Origin of the sequence: Persephonella sp. (genome assembly GCF_027023985.1) — a bacterium.
GTDB lineage: Bacteria > Aquificota > Aquificia > Aquificales > Hydrogenothermaceae > Persephonella_A.
The window spans coordinates 28,548-46,013 of record NZ_JALVTW010000017.1; the positions used below are offsets into that span (position 1 = coordinate 28,548).

General features: G+C 34.7%; 17 protein-coding genes. 7 read left to right on the forward strand and 10 right to left on the reverse strand.

The features are described from left to right. Nucleotides 1-4: 4 nt before the first annotated feature. Both nosZ and MVE07_RS04860 read right to left on the reverse strand, forming a co-directional pair. Complete coding sequence (nosZ, locus tag MVE07_RS04855; RefSeq protein ID WP_297454796.1) at nucleotides 5-1,963, reverse strand: Sec-dependent nitrous-oxide reductase; 1,959 nt, start codon at nucleotides 1,961-1,963, stop codon at nucleotides 5-7. Between the two features lie 15 nt (nucleotides 1,964-1,978). Then, complete coding sequence (locus tag MVE07_RS04860) at nucleotides 1,979-2,341, reverse strand: c-type cytochrome (RefSeq protein ID WP_297454799.1); 363 nt, start codon at nucleotides 2,339-2,341, stop codon at nucleotides 1,979-1,981. A gap of 140 nt (nucleotides 2,342-2,481) precedes the next feature. Between MVE07_RS04860 and MVE07_RS04865 the strand changes: the two genes are divergently transcribed. Further along, the gene (locus tag MVE07_RS04865; protein ID WP_297454802.1) at nucleotides 2,482-3,114 is read left to right on the forward strand and encodes a Crp/Fnr family transcriptional regulator; all 633 of its coding nucleotides are present in this window, start codon (nucleotides 2,482-2,484) and stop codon (nucleotides 3,112-3,114) included. A 25-nt stretch (nucleotides 3,115-3,139) separates the two neighbouring features. Here MVE07_RS04865 and MVE07_RS04870 read toward each other — a convergent pair whose 3' ends face one another. Then, nucleotides 3,140-6,754 carry an LAGLIDADG family homing endonuclease gene (locus MVE07_RS04870; protein WP_297454804.1) on the reverse strand — a complete coding sequence of 1,205 codons (3,615 nt, stop codon included), beginning with the start codon at nucleotides 6,752-6,754 and terminating at the stop codon, nucleotides 3,140-3,142. A 65-nt stretch (nucleotides 6,755-6,819) separates the two neighbouring features. Further along, nucleotides 6,820-7,809, reverse strand: a complete 990-nt coding sequence (locus tag MVE07_RS04875) for a ribonucleotide-diphosphate reductase subunit beta (RefSeq protein ID WP_297454805.1) — start codon at nucleotides 7,807-7,809, stop codon at nucleotides 6,820-6,822. Between the two features lie 198 nt (nucleotides 7,810-8,007). Here MVE07_RS04875 and MVE07_RS04880 point away from each other — a divergent pair, with 198 nt between their 5' ends. The 5 genes from MVE07_RS04880 (at nucleotide 8,008) to MVE07_RS04900 (ending at nucleotide 11,483) form a co-directional block, all read left to right on the forward strand. Further along, the gene (locus tag MVE07_RS04880) at nucleotides 8,008-8,895 is read left to right on the forward strand and encodes a DHHA1 domain-containing protein (RefSeq protein WP_297454807.1); all 888 of its coding nucleotides are present in this window, start codon (nucleotides 8,008-8,010) and stop codon (nucleotides 8,893-8,895) included. Next, nucleotides 8,885-9,484, forward strand: a complete 600-nt coding sequence (locus MVE07_RS04885) for a TetR/AcrR family transcriptional regulator (RefSeq protein ID WP_297454809.1) — start codon at nucleotides 8,885-8,887, stop codon at nucleotides 9,482-9,484. The genes MVE07_RS04880 and MVE07_RS04885 overlap by 11 nt, the downstream gene beginning before the upstream one ends. Before the next feature lie 67 nt (nucleotides 9,485-9,551). Next, nucleotides 9,552-10,277 (forward strand): ATP-binding protein, encoded by a 726-nt coding sequence (locus tag MVE07_RS04890; RefSeq protein WP_008289698.1) that lies wholly within the window; start codon nucleotides 9,552-9,554, stop codon nucleotides 10,275-10,277. Next, nucleotides 10,274-10,858, forward strand: a complete 585-nt coding sequence (hisB, locus tag MVE07_RS04895; RefSeq protein ID WP_297454815.1) for an imidazoleglycerol-phosphate dehydratase HisB — start codon at nucleotides 10,274-10,276, stop codon at nucleotides 10,856-10,858. Before MVE07_RS04890 ends, hisB begins: the two co-directional genes overlap by 4 nt. A 10-nt stretch (nucleotides 10,859-10,868) precedes the next feature. After that, a complete protein-coding gene (locus tag MVE07_RS04900) occupies nucleotides 10,869-11,483 on the forward strand; it encodes a DeoR family transcriptional regulator (RefSeq protein ID WP_297454817.1) in 615 nt (204 codons plus the stop codon). Here the strand turns inward: MVE07_RS04900 and MVE07_RS04905 are convergent. Genes MVE07_RS04905 through miaA form a run of 5 tightly spaced genes read right to left on the reverse strand, consistent with a single transcriptional unit; the run spans nucleotide 11,480 to nucleotide 14,675 of the window. Next, a complete protein-coding gene (locus MVE07_RS04905; protein WP_297454819.1) occupies nucleotides 11,480-12,073 on the reverse strand; it encodes a sulfurtransferase TusA family protein in 594 nt (197 codons plus the stop codon). The two genes, MVE07_RS04900 and MVE07_RS04905, sit on opposite strands and share 4 nt — an antisense overlap. After that, nucleotides 12,064-12,411, reverse strand: a complete 348-nt coding sequence (locus MVE07_RS04910) for a histidine triad nucleotide-binding protein (RefSeq protein WP_008289495.1) — start codon at nucleotides 12,409-12,411, stop codon at nucleotides 12,064-12,066. The genes MVE07_RS04905 and MVE07_RS04910 overlap by 10 nt, the downstream gene beginning before the upstream one ends. A gap of 12 nt (nucleotides 12,412-12,423) precedes the next feature. Next, nucleotides 12,424-13,542, reverse strand: coding sequence for a GTPase HflX (gene hflX, locus MVE07_RS04915; protein ID WP_297454823.1), 1,119 nt, complete (start codon nucleotides 13,540-13,542; stop codon nucleotides 12,424-12,426). A 21-nt stretch (nucleotides 13,543-13,563) separates the two neighbouring features. Further along, nucleotides 13,564-13,755, reverse strand: a complete 192-nt coding sequence (gene hfq / locus MVE07_RS04920) for an RNA chaperone Hfq (protein ID WP_029520084.1) — start codon at nucleotides 13,753-13,755, stop codon at nucleotides 13,564-13,566. Then, entirely contained in the window at nucleotides 13,752-14,675 is a 924-nt protein-coding gene (miaA, locus tag MVE07_RS04925; RefSeq protein WP_297454828.1) for a tRNA (adenosine(37)-N6)-dimethylallyltransferase MiaA, read from the reverse strand. The genes hfq and miaA overlap by 4 nt, the downstream gene beginning before the upstream one ends. A 79-nt stretch (nucleotides 14,676-14,754) precedes the next feature. On the opposite strand from miaA, the gene MVE07_RS04930 reads away from it, so the two are divergent. Further along, the gene (locus MVE07_RS04930) at nucleotides 14,755-15,438 is read left to right on the forward strand and encodes an IclR family transcriptional regulator (protein WP_297454831.1); all 684 of its coding nucleotides are present in this window, start codon (nucleotides 14,755-14,757) and stop codon (nucleotides 15,436-15,438) included. On the opposite strand, the gene MVE07_RS04935 is transcribed toward MVE07_RS04930, so the two are convergent. Then, the gene (locus MVE07_RS04935) at nucleotides 15,412-17,454 is read right to left on the reverse strand and encodes an LPS assembly protein LptD (RefSeq protein WP_297454834.1); all 2,043 of its coding nucleotides are present in this window, start codon (nucleotides 17,452-17,454) and stop codon (nucleotides 15,412-15,414) included. The two genes, MVE07_RS04930 and MVE07_RS04935, sit on opposite strands and share 27 nt — an antisense overlap. Nucleotides 17,455-17,466: the final 12 nt, after the last annotated feature.

A 17,466-nucleotide genomic window follows, 5' to 3' on the forward strand; every position in this document is an offset into this window, starting at 1 on the left:
CTCCTTATTTTACTACGTGCATTTCTTCGCCTGTGCCGTATTTGATAGGAACATTAGCATTTGCAGGTGATACTCTTACATAACCTTGCATTTCTTGGTGCAGAGCAGAACAGAAGTCTGTGCAGTAGAATGGGTAAACTCCTGGTTTTTCTGGTTTCCATTTAAGAGTGAGTGTTTCACCTGGCATAATAAGGAGGTTTGATGTTTTTGCTCCGAATACTGCAAATCCGTGTGGGATATCCCAGTCTTGTTCAATGTTTGTTACATGGAAGTAAACTGTATCACCAACTTTTACACCTTCAATATTGTCAGGTGTAAAGTGTGATCTGATAGCTGTCATATAAACATGAACTTCGTTTCCTTTTCTTACAACTTTTGCTTCTTCTTCAGATTTTGTAGCATATGGGTTTTGGTTTTTATCAAGTTCAAAGATTTTTTGTGTTTTTGGTGCAAGGAGTTTTGCAGGAATAGCCTGTGCATAGTGAGGTTCACCAAGTTCAGCAACGTCTAAGAGGAATTGTGGTTTTGTATTTTCAACATTTACAGAAATATCATAAAGCTGTCCTGCGTGTGGCAGTTCTGGACCTGTTGGCAGGAATACATCTTTTGTAATTTTGTTCATAGGTAGAAGGTATTTACCCCATGGTTTTGCAGAGTCTCCACCTGGAATCATCAGGTGACCAACAGAGTAGTATGTTGGAACGTGTCCAAGTATTTTACATTTTTTGTAGTCGTAGTAAACAACATCTGAGGAAATGAAACATGATGTATAAGCATGACCTTTTCCGTCAAATTCTGTGTGCAGTGGTCCAAGACATGGGTTTGGAAGTTCACAGTGGTTAACAGCTTCATATTTCAGAATTGGAATTCCATCAACTTCGCCTGCAAATTGTTTGTTTTTGATAGCGTTTATCATCTTATCAAATGAATGGATTGGTATAACTGTTGCCAGTTTACCACCACCAATGATGTATCTTCCGTCTGGAGATACATCAACACCGTGTGGTGATTTTGGTGTTGGCAGATAATACATAACTCCCGGACATTCTTTTGGGATAATCCATTTAACCTCTGTTTTTATTTCAGATCTTGCTATTCTATCTCCATCTAAAGGTCTATAATTATGGGCATATCTGGTTTTCATTACATGATATTTACCTTGTGCTATACATTCTTCTGCTCTTTTCCAATTAACAGCCGCAATATAGTCTTTATCTTTCATAGAAGCATTAATTTCAAGGAGTGTATGCGCTTGTTCTGTGTTATATGATGTGAAGAAACACCATCCATAAGATGGGCCTTTACCACAGTGTGCCAGGTCGTAGTCATAACCTGGAACAAGAATTTGAAATGCTATATCCATTTTACCTGGCTGGTCAGCTCTGATAAATGTTAATGTTCCTTTGAAATATTTTTTATAATCCGCAATAGGAACATCTTTTTGAGGAATTGGAATAGAAAATCTTGTTGCAGCTGTTACATATTTTGAGTCTGGAGTTATAAAAGATGAAGCGTGGTTCCCTGCTGAAAATGGAATTTCAATAATTTCTTCTGTTTCAAATGTTTTAAGATCAATCCTTGCTACTCTTGGTGTGTTGTTTTCATTTACAAACAACCATCTTCCATCAGGGACACCGTTTGTTTGTGAAAGTTCTGGGTGGTGTGTGTCTCCCCATGGAATAAATCCATGGCTTGTCATTAACATTGCTTTTGTTTCCTCAGAATATCCATAACCATTCATTGGAAATACAGAGAAAACAGGAATTACTTTTAGCAGCCTTCCAGAAGGAAGCCCGTAAACTCCTATCTGACCGTTGTAACCTCCTGATAAGAAAGCATAAAATTCATCATGCTTTCCGTGTGGAACATAAACTTTTTCTGCTGGGCTCTGTGCCTGTGATGGCAAAGAAAGAAGCCCAGCTGCCACCGTTGAAAACAGTGCCAGCTTGACTTTGGATTTCATCACTATTCCCTCCTTTTATTTGGTATCTAATTTGAGGATAAGGTCTATTATTTTTTCTGCTTGCTGTTTATTAACACCATGTTGTGCAGGCATATAAAAAGCTTTTATTTTTACTCCATATTTTTTGCCTAATCTTTGCCATTTTCCCATAGAACCACCTAAAACACTTTTAACAAGTGTTTCTTTTGCATTTGGTTTTCCTTTATACTCTTTTGCAACTATCCTGTAAGGTGGTCCCTGTTTGACTTTATCTACCGCATGGCATCCACTACATCCATATTTGTTAGCAAGTTCCTCTACTTGCTTTGTTGTATCCCCTGCTGAAGCTATAGATGTTATTAGTCCGACAGCTGCTACAACCGATAGGAACTTTTTCATATCAACACCTCCCGTTTTTATCCTTTATTTAACCTAATGTGCAAAATAAAGGTATGCATTGACTGATATCAAGGATTGATTGAAATTAATTATGGATTATTATTAAGCAAATAATTAATACGAACCTTCCGGAGAAAATTATGAAAGTGGATATCTTTCCCTCTTTAAAAGGTCAGGAATTTGAAAATCTTCAAAAAATATCCCATCTCCGAAAGTTCAAAAAAGGAGATATTGTCTTTTATGAAGGAGATATTCCAGATTTTTTATATTACGTAGTAAATGGTGTAGTCAAGGTTTTCAAAACAAATTTTAGTAATGGGAAAGATATGACCTTAAATTACATTCTCCCGGGATCATTTGTTGGAGAGTTTGCTGCAATAAAGGATATTCCGTTTCCAATTTCTGCTGAAATGGAAACAGATGGAGAGATTCTTTTAATTGAAAAAAAGCCCTTTTTTAATATGCTCAAGGAGAATTTTAAACTGGAATGGGAGTTTATGAAATATCTTGCCTGCAAAATACAAAAAAATTATGAATATTGTGAAAATCTGGTTGAAAAAAATGTTAAAAAGAAAATCCTGAAATTTTTAAAAGACCACGAGGATTTATTTTTTACACTGAATAAAAATAAAATTGCTTCTATTTTAAATGTATCTCCTGAGACACTTTCCAGAACATTAAAAGAACTAAAAGAAGAAGGTTTAATCATAGAAAGGACAGTAATAAAGGTAAATAAACAAAAAATTCAGGAAATCTTAGAAGAAATGTATTAAAAAGGGGCAAGAAGCCCCCAAAAAGTTATTCACAACTTGGACAGATTTTATTTAAAAGCGGGTCTGTTGGACAAGCATCTATATCTCCAGATTTAACTTTATCTACAACCTCGTCTCCATACTTTTCCCTTGCCATTTTTTCAATTTCTTTAATATCTTCTTCTGGTGTTGTTTGCTGGACTTCTTCTTTTGTTCTCCTAAGGCCAAATCCTCTTCTTGCTCCTCTTTTGTTAACCTTTTGAGTGTATTTTTCACCTTTAACCGTCTTATCAATAAAGCAGTAGTAAGTGGATTTAAGACCTTTTTCCCAGGCATACATATATATATCAAACATATCTCCTCTAAGGTCTTCTTCTATATAAATAGACTTGGATACTGCCTGGTCAACATATTTTTGGAATGCAGCTGCTATATCAATCTGTCTTTTTGGATGTATTTCATAAGCACCTTTAAACAGTGCTTTATTAATTTTGCCATCTAATTCATCTATATACTGGATTGATCCACCGTTCGCTTTAATTTTTTCTGCCATTTCTTCATTCCACAGGTCAAGCTCTTCTAGCTTTTTCATAAGTTGTTTATTTACAACGATAAACTTACCTGAGAGTGTATCTCTTGAGTAAACGTTGGAGAAGTAACTGTCAATTGAGGATGTTGTTCCGGCTATTATTGATATAGAAGCAGTTGGTGCAATTGCCAGTAGGACTGCATTTCGTCTTGGTGGATATGGATAAGGTTTGCCTTTTTCTTTCATTTCTTCGTAGTGTGGGAATGCGCCTTTTTCTTTCGCCAGTTCTTCTGATTTGGCGTAGGCAGTATCCCTCATAAACTTGGCTACTTTTTCTGCAAATTCTACAGCTTCATCGCTATCGTAAGGGATACCGAGTTCTACAAGTGTTTCTGCAAACCCCATAAGACCTATTCCAAGGGGTCTTAAATCCATTGTATTTCTGCGGGATTCTTCTGATGGATAAAAGTTTTTATCCAGAATATTATCAAGTGCCATAACCATTGTTTCTATAGTGTCTTTCAGTTTATCCCAGTCTATATCTGTTTTGTCTTTGTTTAAATGTTTTGAAAGGTTAACGGATGCCAGTGTGCATACTGCAGTGCTTTCTGTAGAGTTTGGAATTGAGATTTCTGTGCAGTTTCCTGTTACTATTCCATTGAATATAAGTGAATGGTTGTAAAGCTGGGTTGTGTCATAGACATCTTCTTTTCCTACATATTTTATTTCTGAAACTGTTGCAAAGAAATGCTCTGTTTTTCTGCTATATCTTTGGTATCCAAGATTTTCTCTTTCTTCTAATATTTTTAATGCTTTTTCTTGCTTTATACCTAAAAATCCAATTTCTTCAACAAATTTCACTGCGTTTATTCCATTGAGTAAAAGTCTGTATAAAGGTTTTGCGTCATATATTTTTGTCTCACCATTTTTATCAATATAACTAAAGTGTCCTTTTTCATAGTCTCTCATTTTTGAAATAGAAGATTTTATACCAAAGTTTGCAAGTAATATTTGGACATCTTCTAAGAGTTTTCTTTCCTTACTTGCAAGCTGAATAGAGAATGTTGGTATACCATTGTTTTCTATCTTGTTTACTGTTGCATCTGCTGTAAATAGTCCCTGCAAGAATCCTATAACTGTTTCTTTTGTTCCTTTAAACACAAACTCAGGAACAGAAAGTTTACTCTCCTTTGAATATCCATATTTTTCTAAAACTTTTGCTAATCTTTGATTACTAAATCTAACTTTTTTGCTATTTTGTGTATGATTAAATACCTTAGGTAGTGTGTTTGTGTAATTTCTGCCATTTATAGATCGATAGTCTTTTTCTAAAACTGTATCTATTGCTTCTAAAACCTTATCTGCAAGTTCAACATCTTCATTATAAAGGTCTATACATACAGATTTATATTTTCCTTTGCTCGCGAATGTTCCATCTCCAACGATTAAACCTGTTAAAAGACCAAGCTCATAATATCCTTCTACTCCAAACTGTCCTTCTCCTGATTGGATTAAAAGTTTATCTCCTGGTTTTAAATCAGATAATTTGGCTTTTTCAATTCTATATTCTTTTGCATATTTTCCTTTTTCCAGCTTATCAGGAACAGCTCTGTAAAACTCATGCCAATCTGTTGCTTTAATTTTGTATCCTTCTTTTGTTATAACCTCGTAAACATCTGCGTTTTCCTTTGTTTTATACATTTTTAAACATTGTGCTGTTGATACTCCATAATCTTCCCAATTACCATCTGTTCTTTTGTCGTAAGTAGCAATTATAGGTTCTCCTTTTTCAAAAAGTTCTTCTGCTTTAACAAGTCCCCACTGGGTGGCAAGACGTGTATCTCCTGTGACACAAAGATTAGAAGAGTTTATTACGCCGTATTCAGGACATGGGTTGTGTTCATTGTGCCTATCCTTAAATGTAAGCCATGGATGACCTGTTTTTGCCAGTTTAAACAAATATCTTTTAAACCAGTCCTGTGAATCTATCTTTTTCCAGAGTTTTAATTTTCCTGTTTCTGCCTTTTCTATACATTCAAAATATTTTTTAGTAAATTCATCTCCCCAGCTTTCAACAAGTTCAGGACATTCTGCAGGGTCAAATAGATAAAGGGGCTCTCCTTCTTTAATCCTTCTCATTATTTCGTCTGGCATCCAGATAGCAGTATTCAGAGATGGTGTCCTAAAATATGGGTTTCCTGTTGTTTCTCTGAGGTCTAAGAAAGCATCTATATCATAATGCCATGGCTGCATATACATAACCTGTGAGCTTCTTCTTCTACCACCCTGCTGTATAGCATTTACGATGGTATCAAATATTTTGATAAATGGTATTGGCCCTGAGGATTTTGCATTAAGAGAATGTATTTTTGAGCCTGTTGCTCTAAGCCTTGTAACATCAGTTCCAACGCCACCTGCATATTTTGCAAGGAAGGCAGTTTCTTTGGCTTTATCCATAATAGATTCAAGGGAGTCATCTATGACGTTTACATAACAGCTTGAATATTGATTTGTAGAAGTTCCTGAATTATAAAGGGTAGGCGTAGAGTGGAGGTATTCCAGTTTAGAGATTTTGTTGTAAACTTTTAGGACTTCTTCCTCATTATTACCAATTCCCATTGCAACTCTCATGAAAAACCACTGGGGTTTTTCAATAATGTTCCCTTCTCTGTCCCTTGTAAAATATCTGTCTTTCAGGGTTGTCATTCCAAAGTAATCAAGAAATGCATCCCTTGAGTAATCTATATTTTGCTCTAGATAATCTATATCAAAATCCAGCAGTTCCTTTTTATAAAGCCCTTCTTTTACCCCAAACTCAATGGCTTCTTTAAATGAACTAAATCTTTTATCTATTTCTCTGTTAATCAGTTTTAAAAGCTGTTTTGCAGCTAGGGTATCATATATATAATGTTTTGGGATAAGCTGTTCTATAGCTTTGAGAACGAGTGTATCAAGTTCCTGTGTGGTAACCCTCTCCGGTATTTTTAAATCAAGTTCTTTTGCAACTTTAAACACAATTTCATAATCATCAGGGATATCCATACCTTCAAGAAGAGCAAATATAGCATTAATCAACTTTTTCATCTGGAATTTTTCTTCTGTTCCATCTCTCTTTACGACTATCCTTTGCATAAGCAACCTCCTCTTATATTTTTAACATCCCCCTCAGAAATTTCGGGAGATAACGCACTTCATAATTAGAAATTCGTATATTCTGTGCTGGAAACTTCGAAAAAGTTTGTGAGTTTCTTCACATCTTCTTTTTGTAGGAACTTAAGTGGGTTCTGGTCTATTTTGAACTGAGGGTCAAATCCAAGTTCTTCAAGTCTCCTGTCAGCTATGTATTTCATGTATTTTTCCAGTTCCTTGTAAGAAACACCAAATATAGTTGTTCCACCGAATTTAGTTTTCAGGTAGTTAAGTTCCAGCTCAACAGCATCAATAATTGTTTCCTGAATATTATCAACAAACTTCTCATCATCTACTATCTCAGGATTTTCTTCAACTATTGTCAATATAGCTTCTATCCCGTTTTGCAGGTGCAGAGATTCATCAATTAGTATCAGTTCAACTCCGGAAACAACATTTTTCATCTTTCCTGTGTCTTTCATAGCAAAGAAATGTGCAAATGCAGAGTAGAAGAACATACCTTCCTGAATAATGTTATTAAGCAGTATCGCTGTTAATATCTGTTTCTTTCCCTCCAGTGTATCAGGGTCAGCCTTCCCGTAAGTAATTCTATCAACAGCTCTAATGATGAGTTCTTGCTTTTCCTGGAGAAGTTTATCTTCAAGTGTTATGTTATAGATTCTTTTTCTGTCCATTTCAAAAGAGTTGAGAATTATCTCAAAAAAATCTGAATGTATATTCTCCATAAACATCTGAGTGGAAAAGCTCATCTTTGCATAAGGGTCTGTTAAAACAGGGAAAAATCCATTTCCCAGAACATTTTGAACCAGCAGTTCAGAAGAAGCAAAGTATCCTACAGATGTATCAAATAAGTCTTTCTCAGTGGGTGTCAAAGATTTGTAATCAAGAACATCCTGTTGTATATTTAATTCCTCAGGAAACCAGACAGCCTTTTTCTGTTTGGTATATATTTCTTTGAATACGGGATATCTTGGGTTTTCTGAGAGTCTGATATTATCTCTAACAGATGTTTTTCCAATGAATTGTAAATTTTTCATGGCTACTCCTCCTGAAGAAACTACTATATATAGTGTTTTTTATTAATGATAACCCTACATATTGTGTATGTCAAATTAAAATTTTTCCAAAAAAATGAATAACTTTTGTCTTCAGGGGTAATATTCATTTTCGGATAGTGTTGAAATTTATGAAAAAATTTTTTAAAGTTAGTTATACCTAACTCCAATGGGGGAAATATGGGAAAAACTGTATGTGTATATCACGGCAATTGCACAGATGGAACAACAGCTGCAGCGGTTTTACTGAAAAAATATCCTGATTGTATATTGTTTCCGTTTGAACACGGATACGATGAAGAAATGTTAGACCAATTACTTGAAGCTGTAGACAAAGAAACCACAGTTTATATAGTTGATTTTTCCCTTAGGAAAGAAGACCTTGAGAAACTCATTCAAAAAGCAGGAAAGGTTATAAACATAGACCACCATATCAGTGTGAAAGAAATTCTTGAAGAGGCTGCAAGGAAATACCCTAATTTTGAGTATGTATTTGACAATACGAAATCCGGTGCTTCTTTAACATGGAAATATCTATTCGGTTCTCAGCCCCCCTGGATAATAAAATATGTAGAAGACCAGGATATCTGGACATGGAAATATGGAGAAACCACAAAATACGTAAATCTGTATCTATTACCTCTAACAAATAAACCTGAAGAGATATTAAAACTCTTTGATAAACCTGTTGAAGAACTGATAGAAAAAGGTAAAGTAATTGCTTCATTTTCAGATTATTTAATAAAAAGATTTGTAGAAAGGGCAAAAGAAACTCCCCTAAAAATAGGGAACTATATAGTTAAAGGCTTTAATACAAATTTCTTCCAATCAGAAATCGGAAATATTCTTGCCACTAAATACAATCAGGCTGTAGCACTTTTTAACTTTTCAGGAACAGATGTTAAATTTAGCTTCAGAAGTAACACAGGACAAAAACCGGATGCACTTGAACTTGCACAGATTTTAGGTGGAGGCGGCCATAGAAATGCAGCAGGTGCTCTCGTCCCTGTAGAAGAATTTTTCAGAATGATTGAAATGGCAATGGAGGAAAAAAGTAATGTTCACTGAAAACATGGAAAACCTTACAACAAAGGAAAAAATAGTCAGAATAGGTGCAGAAATAATAGTAAAGGAAGGTCTAAGAAAATTTACAGCAAAAAATATAGCAGATAGGCTTGGGATTACAGATGCTGCTATTTTCAAACATTTCAAATCTATGGATGAGATAATTCTGGAAATTATCAATGGTTATGTTTCACAGTGTTCAAGAAGTGCAATAGAAGCAGTTGAAAAGGGAAAAACAGTTAAAGAAAAACTGGAATTTTTACTGAAAGCCCATATAAAAGTCCTTGAGGAAACAAGAGGAGCTGTTCCGGTTTTGTGTTTTGAGTTTTCAAGGTCTGAAGACTCTCAATTTAAAGACCTTCTTAACGAATTTGTCAAAAATTATAAAGAAAAAATTTCAGCTATAGTAAAACAGGGTCAGGAAGAAGGATGTATTAAGAAAAACCTCAACCCTGAAGAAGTAGCAATGTTCTTCTTAGGTTCAATTCAGGCAAAGGTATTCGCTTACGTAATTTCTAAAAAAGAAGGTCCAATAATAGAAGACCCTGATGAATTTATAGAAATGATTTTCTACGGCATTATGGAACATTAAAAGTTATCCCTTGTTAAATTTTTCTAAAAATTATATTTTATATCTCAAAAATCCATTGGAGTATTCTATGGAAAATAATAAAGAATGTGCCATATGTGGTGGCCTCGGCTGGATTATTAAAGAAAATGGTGTTACAAAATGTGTCTGCAGATACTCAGATATCACAGACACAATCTTCAAAAGAATGAACATTCCTAATAGATATAGGGATAAAGATCTGTCTAATTTTATTCCAGATAAAAAATACGGACATAAATTTATATTGACCAGAATTGAGGATTATATAAACTCTGATGACTATCTAAAAGGAAAAGGCCTTTTCCTTGTTGGAAAACCGGGAGTCGGGAAAACCCATTTGGCTGTTGGTATTCTAAAGGAGTTCTTCAGAAGAAAAGGAATAGTAGGACTTTTTTATGACACCCGTTCACTTTTATTCAAGCTTAAATCTTCCTTCGATGGCTCAGCTTCGGCACGGGAAATTCTTGAAGAAGTGGTAGAAACTCCAATCCTTGTCCTTGATGACCTTGGCTCAGAGAGACTTTCAGACTGGGCAAGGGATATCTTACACTATATTATTATTAACAGATATAATGAGTTAAAACCGATAATAATTACATCAAATATAGAGCTAAAATCCCAGAAAAAAGGGGATGAGGATATACTGGAAAACACACTGGAAGAAAGGATGGGAAGCTCTATAGCCTCCAGACTATCGGAGATGTGCGAGGTTTTACCTGTAAAAGGTGAAGATAAAAGAGGAAGCAGATTAACAACAAATGAGGTAAAAAGATGAGAACAGCTACAATAAAAAGAGAAACAAGGGAAACACAGATAGAACTTTCTATAAATCTGGATGGAACAGGAAAATATAATGTTGATACCCCTGTAGGATTTTTAACCCATATGTTAGAGACATTTTCAAAGCACTCCCTTATTGACCTTGAAGTTATGGCCACTGGTGATATTCATGTCAGTCATCACCACACAGTTGAAGATGTTGGAATAGTTCTTGGTATGGCAATAAAAGAAGCATTAGGGGATAAAAAGGGTATTAGGAGATTTGGAGATGCAATAATACCTATGGATGAAGCCCTTGCAATGTGTGCTGTAGATTTATCAGGTAGACCTCTGCTTTTCTATGATGATATGGGATTAAGGGGAAAAATCACAGAGTTTGATTTTGAACTGATGGAGGAGTTTTTTAAGGGTCTTGTTTTGTCTGCAGGTATAACAGTTCATCTAAAAGCACTTGCAGGGAAAAATCTTCACCATATAGCCGAAGCTCTTACAAAAGCGCTGGCAGTGGCATTGAGAAATGCAATAGAAAAAGACCCAAGGAGAACAGATACTCCTTCAACAAAAGGTAGTTTGTAAGGAGACAAGTATGAACAGAAAAGAAAAAATTCTTGAAATTTTAAGGGAAAAGAAAGAAACCTCGGTAAAGGAATTAAGCAACATATTCGGCGTTTCTGAAATGACAATATACAGAGATGTCCGGGAACTTGAGCAGGAAGGGTATATAAAAAGAAAACATGGTGCAGTTTTACTTAATGATAGAGATGAATCAGAAGCACTTATGGTTGATACATGTCCAATATGTGAAAAACCTATCACAAGGGCATATCCTTACAGAATAACCGTAGAAGACGCAAAAGTTATAGAGACATGCTGCGAGCATTGTGGATTTTTACTCCATAGCAGATACGAAGATAAAAAAGTGTCAGCAATTACTTATGACTTCATAACAGAAAATCCAATTAGCGCTTTGAATGCCTGGTATGTTGTGGGAAGCTCCGCTGTTCCATGTTGTAGCCCAAGTGTCATTCCGTTTGCATCCAAAGAAGATGCGGAGAAGTTCAGCAAAGGTTTCGGTGGACAGGTTATGAGTTTTATTGATGCTTATAATACTATCGTAAACAATATGAATATAAACCTAAAAAGCTGCTGTCATCCACAGGAAACTGTTTTCAGAATTGACCAGCTCAAGAAAAAGTCTTAGATTTCAACCACAGGATATTTTCTTTTCCTGTCTACAAGATGGATATTTTCAACACCAAATTTGTTTTCTTTAAGTAGATTAAATACTTCTATAGCTCTATTTTTGTCTTTAAATCCTATCACTACTCCGCAAAACTCATAAATTTCGTTAGGAACAGGTAGTGTTGTAAAATCTTCTATTCCTTTTTCTTTGAGGAATTCTATGGCTCTGAAACCTTCAGGAATAGACATAAAAGTGATTATATATTTAGGACCAGCAGATTTAAATAACCTGTAGAAATAATCATAAAGATGAAGTTTTACACCAATTGCATAAAATCTTACCTTTTCCAGAAAAGTATCACCGTGCCAGCCAGTTCCCCTTTCTATAACAGCTTCGTATACGCCGTTTTTTTCTTCTAACGAGATTAGTTTATTTCCTGTATCATGACACCATATCTGGATATCCTTTTTGAATGCTTTATCATCAGATAGAACTTTAACCCTTTCACCAACAGGTATTTTTTTCAGTTCTCTGGATACATATATAAGGGGCGTAGGACAGAACATTCCCCTTGCATCTATTGTTTTCATATCTTCTTTTACTTGCATATTAGTCTTCCCAGTGGTTCTCCGCCAAGTAAATGCCAGTGGATATGTGGAACTTCCTGTCCAGAATCTGGACCTGTGTTTACAATTAGTCTGAATCCTGTTTCTGCAATTCCTTGCTGCTTAGCTATCTCATTTGCCTTAAGGATAATATGTCCAATAACAGGTTTGTGTCTTCCTTCCAGATAAAGATTATTAGGTATGTGCTCCTTTGGAACCAGTAGGATATGAACCCTTGCCTGAGGATTTATATCTTTGAAAGCTATCATAATATCATCTTCATAAACTATATCAGCCGGAATCTCTTTATTTATTATTTTGCAAAATACACATTCACTCATTTTAGCCTCCGCTTAGTTATAACTAACCAGATTTTTTTCACTGGCATATTTTTTCAAAATTTCCATCAGTTTGTCAAGATTCCAGCCTTTTTCTGTGGATATAGTGATAGTTTCCTTGTTTCCTGTAAGGATATGTTCCTGACTTTCGTCTAAAAATTCAGGAGATGGAACAAGTTTATCAACTTTGTTAAGCACTACAACAGCAGGTTTATGGTCAACTTTGATTTTTTTAAGTATTTTTTCCACTGCCTCTAACTTCTCCTGCCAGTTTTCATCGGATACATCAACAACATGGAGTATAAGGTCTGCTTCCTCTACTTCTTCAAGGGTTGCCATAAATGCATCCATAATTTCCTTTGGCATATCCTTTACAAATCCGACTGTGTCTGTGATAACTACTTTTTTATTAATATCTGGGAATACTATATAAGATGTTTTTGTGTCCAGTGTAGCAAATAGCTGGTTTGATATAAACGCCTCTCTTTTTGTAAGCCTGTTTAGGAGACTGGATTTACCTGCATTGGTATAACCAACAAGGGCAACTTTTAGCAGGTTAATATCTTTATTCCTCCATTTTCTTTGCTGGTATCTTTGTTTTTTGATGTATTCCAGCTCTTTTTTTATTTTGGCGATTCTTTCTTTAATTCTTCTGACCTTGATTTCACCTAATTTTTCACCTGCACCTTTGGTTTTCATACCACCCCCAATTCTGGACATAGCCTTACCTTTCTGACCGTAAATCCTCGGGAGCTCATGCTGAAGTGTTGCCAGCTCAACCTGAAGTTTTGCCTGTTTTGTTTTTGCCCTTTCAGAGAAAATGGATAGTATAAGGTCTGTTCTATCTAAAACATTTACCCCTGTAATATTTTCAATGTTTGTAATTTGGACAGGTGTAAGGCTTGCATCAAATATGATTGTGTCAGCCTGAGTTCCTTCGGCAATTTCTTTCAGCTGTCTGACTTTACCTTTTCCAATGTATGTCGCAGGGTCAGGTGTTTCCCTTTTTTGATAAAGTTTACCCAGTGCAATACCATCAAGGGCTTCAACCAGCCCTTCCAACTCATTCAAAGAGTATTTAAGCTCTTTTTCAGTTTTATTTGATGTTTTTACTCCTACTAAAATACATCTCATACTGCAAAATATATATGAATTTTAAGTTTCTGCAACAATTGTGCTTATTGCATGTTTATAAACAAGCTGCTTTTCGCCATTTACATCAAGGAGTATTGTAAACTGGTCTGCTTCAAGGATTTTTCCTGTTATTCTTGTTCCTCTTGTAAGATAAATAACAACTTCCTTTCCTTCCTCTTTCAGTTCTTGAAGCAGTTCATCCTGCACGTTCATCTTGATACCTCCACTTCATATTTTTTTATAATTGTATCTAAAAGTTTTTCTTTTGTATAGGTAAATGGGTCTATCCACAGCCAGCCATTTTCAGGTTTTAGTTTAGACCTGAATGCTCTTTTTTGTCTTTTTGCAAAATCCTTTGTGTTTTTAATAACCATATTTTTCGCTTCTTCTAAGGATATCTCTCCTTTAAGATAAGGAATAATTTCTTTATAGCCAATAGCCTGTTTTGCAGTGATACTGTTTTCGTAGCCCATGTCCATAAGATTTTTTACCTCATCAACAAGACCAAGCTGGAACATCTTATCTACCCTTTTTTCAATTCTATTCCACAATCTTTCCCTGTCTGTATGAAATACAAAACCGGTAAAATCATATTTTTTATCTTTAAAGCTATGTTCCTTTTGGAATGAGGAAAAAGGTTTTCCGCTAAGTTCATAAACTTCAAGGGCTCTAACTATTCTTTTTTTGTCATTTGGATGAATTTTATTTGCGTATTCAGGGTCAATCTGTTTTAGTCTTTCGTATAGGTCTTTTTCCTTGTAAAGTTTTTCCCTGATTTTCCAGTCTGTTGGGGGTGCTTCTGACAGACCGTATAAAAGGGTATGAATATAAAGCCATGTCCCTCCTACTATAACAGGGACTTTCCCCCTTTGGTGAATATCATTTATTTTTTCTTGTGCCAGTTCAATAAAATCTTTTGCTGAAAAATTATAATCAGGCTCAACAACATCAATAAGATAATGGGGAATACCCTGCATATCTTCAGGAGTAGGCTTTGCCGTTCCTATATCCATATATTTATAAACCATCATAGAGTCTGCACTTATAATTTCTCCGTTTATTTGCTTTGCTACTTCTACTCCAATTTCCGATTTTCCTGTTGCAGTAAGTCCAGTTATGACTATAATTTTCATTCTTACCACCTTTGGTTTTACAATTGTTATAAAATATACGAAAAATTATAAAAGTTTTTCTAAATTGCAAAGGTAGAGAATGAAGAAAAAAGGCGCTAAAACATCAATAGAAAAGGCATTGGATTTAATTGAAACATTAAAAGAAAAGGAACATCTTGGAGTAACTGAACTAAGCAGTATTTTGGGATTGAATAAAAACAATGTATTCAGGATACTGGCCACCCTTGAGGTAAAAGGTATAGTAGAACAGGATAAAGAAACAGAACATTATAAATTAGGTATGAAATTACTTTCTCTGGAACATGCATACCTTCAAAGTTTAAAATTCCTAAAAGTCATAAGGCCATTTATAAGGGCATTAAGAAATAAACTTCAAGAGAGTGTTTATATTTCTGTTTTACATAAAGACTCTGTAGTTTATATATATTCAGAGGACAGTAAAAGGTCTGTTCTGGTTAATTCTCGTATTGGCAGAAGATTTCCTGCCGACATAACAGCATCAGGAAAAGCATTAAAAAAAGCCCTTAAAACAGAAGATTTTCCCATAGAGGAAGACTGGGAAAAGGTTGAACCTGAAGTGGCAGAAATAGCTTGTATAATCAGAGATGATCATAATCAACCTATTGCCGCAGTTTCTATTATCCTTCCTGCCCAAAGGGCAAAAAAAGAGGATATAAATCTAATGAAAACTATACTTCAACAAACATGCATTGATGCAACAGAAAAACTAAAGGAATCACAACTCTCTGCTAACAAAAGGTAGCTTAAGGTCTGTTCTGAGAATGTTGATATATACATAAATTGAGCTAAATGTTTTTCCTGTATCCTTGTTGAAATCCTCCCTGTAATCAATCTTTAATCTCCAGCATTTTCTATCCAGTGTAAAATTCAGGCTTTTCCTCTGAACGTAACCCTCCCTTATGTTATTCAAAATACTACCTGAAATTATTATGTTTCTTAAAGTCAAAGATAAGGTCTGGTTAATTTGGTTTGTGCTCTGACCACCTTCAAATAATCCTTTATCAAATGAATGGGAAACAGAATATCTTAACCAACTTGTAATTGGGATAGATAAAGAGGTGATAGACCTGACTATCTGATTAAAATAAAAATCGTAATACAGGGTATTCTCCCCTGAATATCCATTTATGCTAAAATATATCTTGTTTTTTAGAGGTTTTTTGTGGCCGTCAAGTTTATTATTTCCAAGATAGTAATAATTATTTAATGTCCAGCCTGTTGAAATTTCCCATGATAGAAAATCCTCTGTATCCTTGAAATTAAGTATGTTGTAAAGGGAAAAATCTATATCCTTCGCATCTTTTACCCTGTCTTCCCTGTCAAAATATGGTAGTTTCTCCTGGTTTACCTTGGATATTTTATAAATTCTTATTTCAGGGATTATTGAATGGATATATTTTCCATAATCTCTAAATGTTAAATGTCTGATTCTATCTTCAAACTTAAATATATTTCTGGTGGGGTTTTTCGTGCCATTAACCCTTTTTGACAGCATATACCAGGTAGACCTTGGTGAAAATGTCAAAGTATTTGAAAAACTTCTAAAATTGTTATAAAGCTGCAGGTTCAGTGTATTATCACTTCTTATTCCTGATATTCCCTTCTCCCTGTAGAAATTAGTATTTACAGACAGAAAATCAAAATAAAAAGGAATATTTTCAAACGGCTTTCTTTTCTTAAAATAAAATCTCAGTTCAGGTAGTCTCTGGAGAGTCTCCTCATTGGAAATTCTGGAAAGGTCATAAAGAAAATCAAAGTTTAGTTCAACTGTATAATGCCTTTTGTCCATAAGGGCTATAAGCTGGGATTTGGTATAAGCTTTATACCTAAGGTCAGTTGAGTTATAAATATCCTCAAAGAAATAAGGGTCACTTGGAATATCATACTTAAAGTAAATGTCAAAATCATTCCACTGTTTATATAACTTACCGTGAACTCTCCATCTGTTTCTCAGCTTTTTACCTTTTCTGCCCTGCCACCATTTCTCATTGGAATCGTTCTCATTAAAAACTATAAAGTCCCCTGTATAAAACTCGTCAGATGAAAATCTGTTTCTATACTGAATATCAAGGCCTTTTCCTTGTTGATTACGGTAATCAAATGTAAATGTCATATCAGAATGCCTTGTTAAAACAAGGAAAAATGGCTGAATTATTTTAAAATCGTTATAGCTATCATTTCCTATTTCAGGGAATAATAAACCGGTTTTTCTTGAGGTTGCAGGATAAGAAAAATACGGGGAAAAGAAAACAGGAACCTTACAAAATCTGAGTGAAATGTTATAAAAAACTATCTCTTTCTTTTCAATCAAAATACCCTTTTTTGTCTTAAAATACCAGTCGTAGTTATCAAATGGACAGGTAGAAAATTCACCGTTATAAAAGTAGTATTTATCCTTTTCTTTTTTTACTCTTTCAGCCTTTATGTAATAACGGCCATCTATGACACCTTTAACATTTTTAAACTCTCCGTAGTAGCCTTTTTCATCAATCCAGCCCTCTGTGCCTGTCAGGTCATATTTGGGAGTTTTTACCTTTATATGTCCCTTTAGATATATTTTTTTCTTAATCTGGTCGTATATGATTCTATCTGCTTTGAGGATTTCATTTTTATATTTAACAACAACATCGCCTACGGCTATTATTTTGCCATCTTTTTCTTTATATATATTTTCTGCTTCAATTGAAACAGGGGTTTTCCCAAAGGAATAAACAACAAGACTACACAGCAAAAAAATTGATATTATAATTTTCCTCAAATAATACCCTCA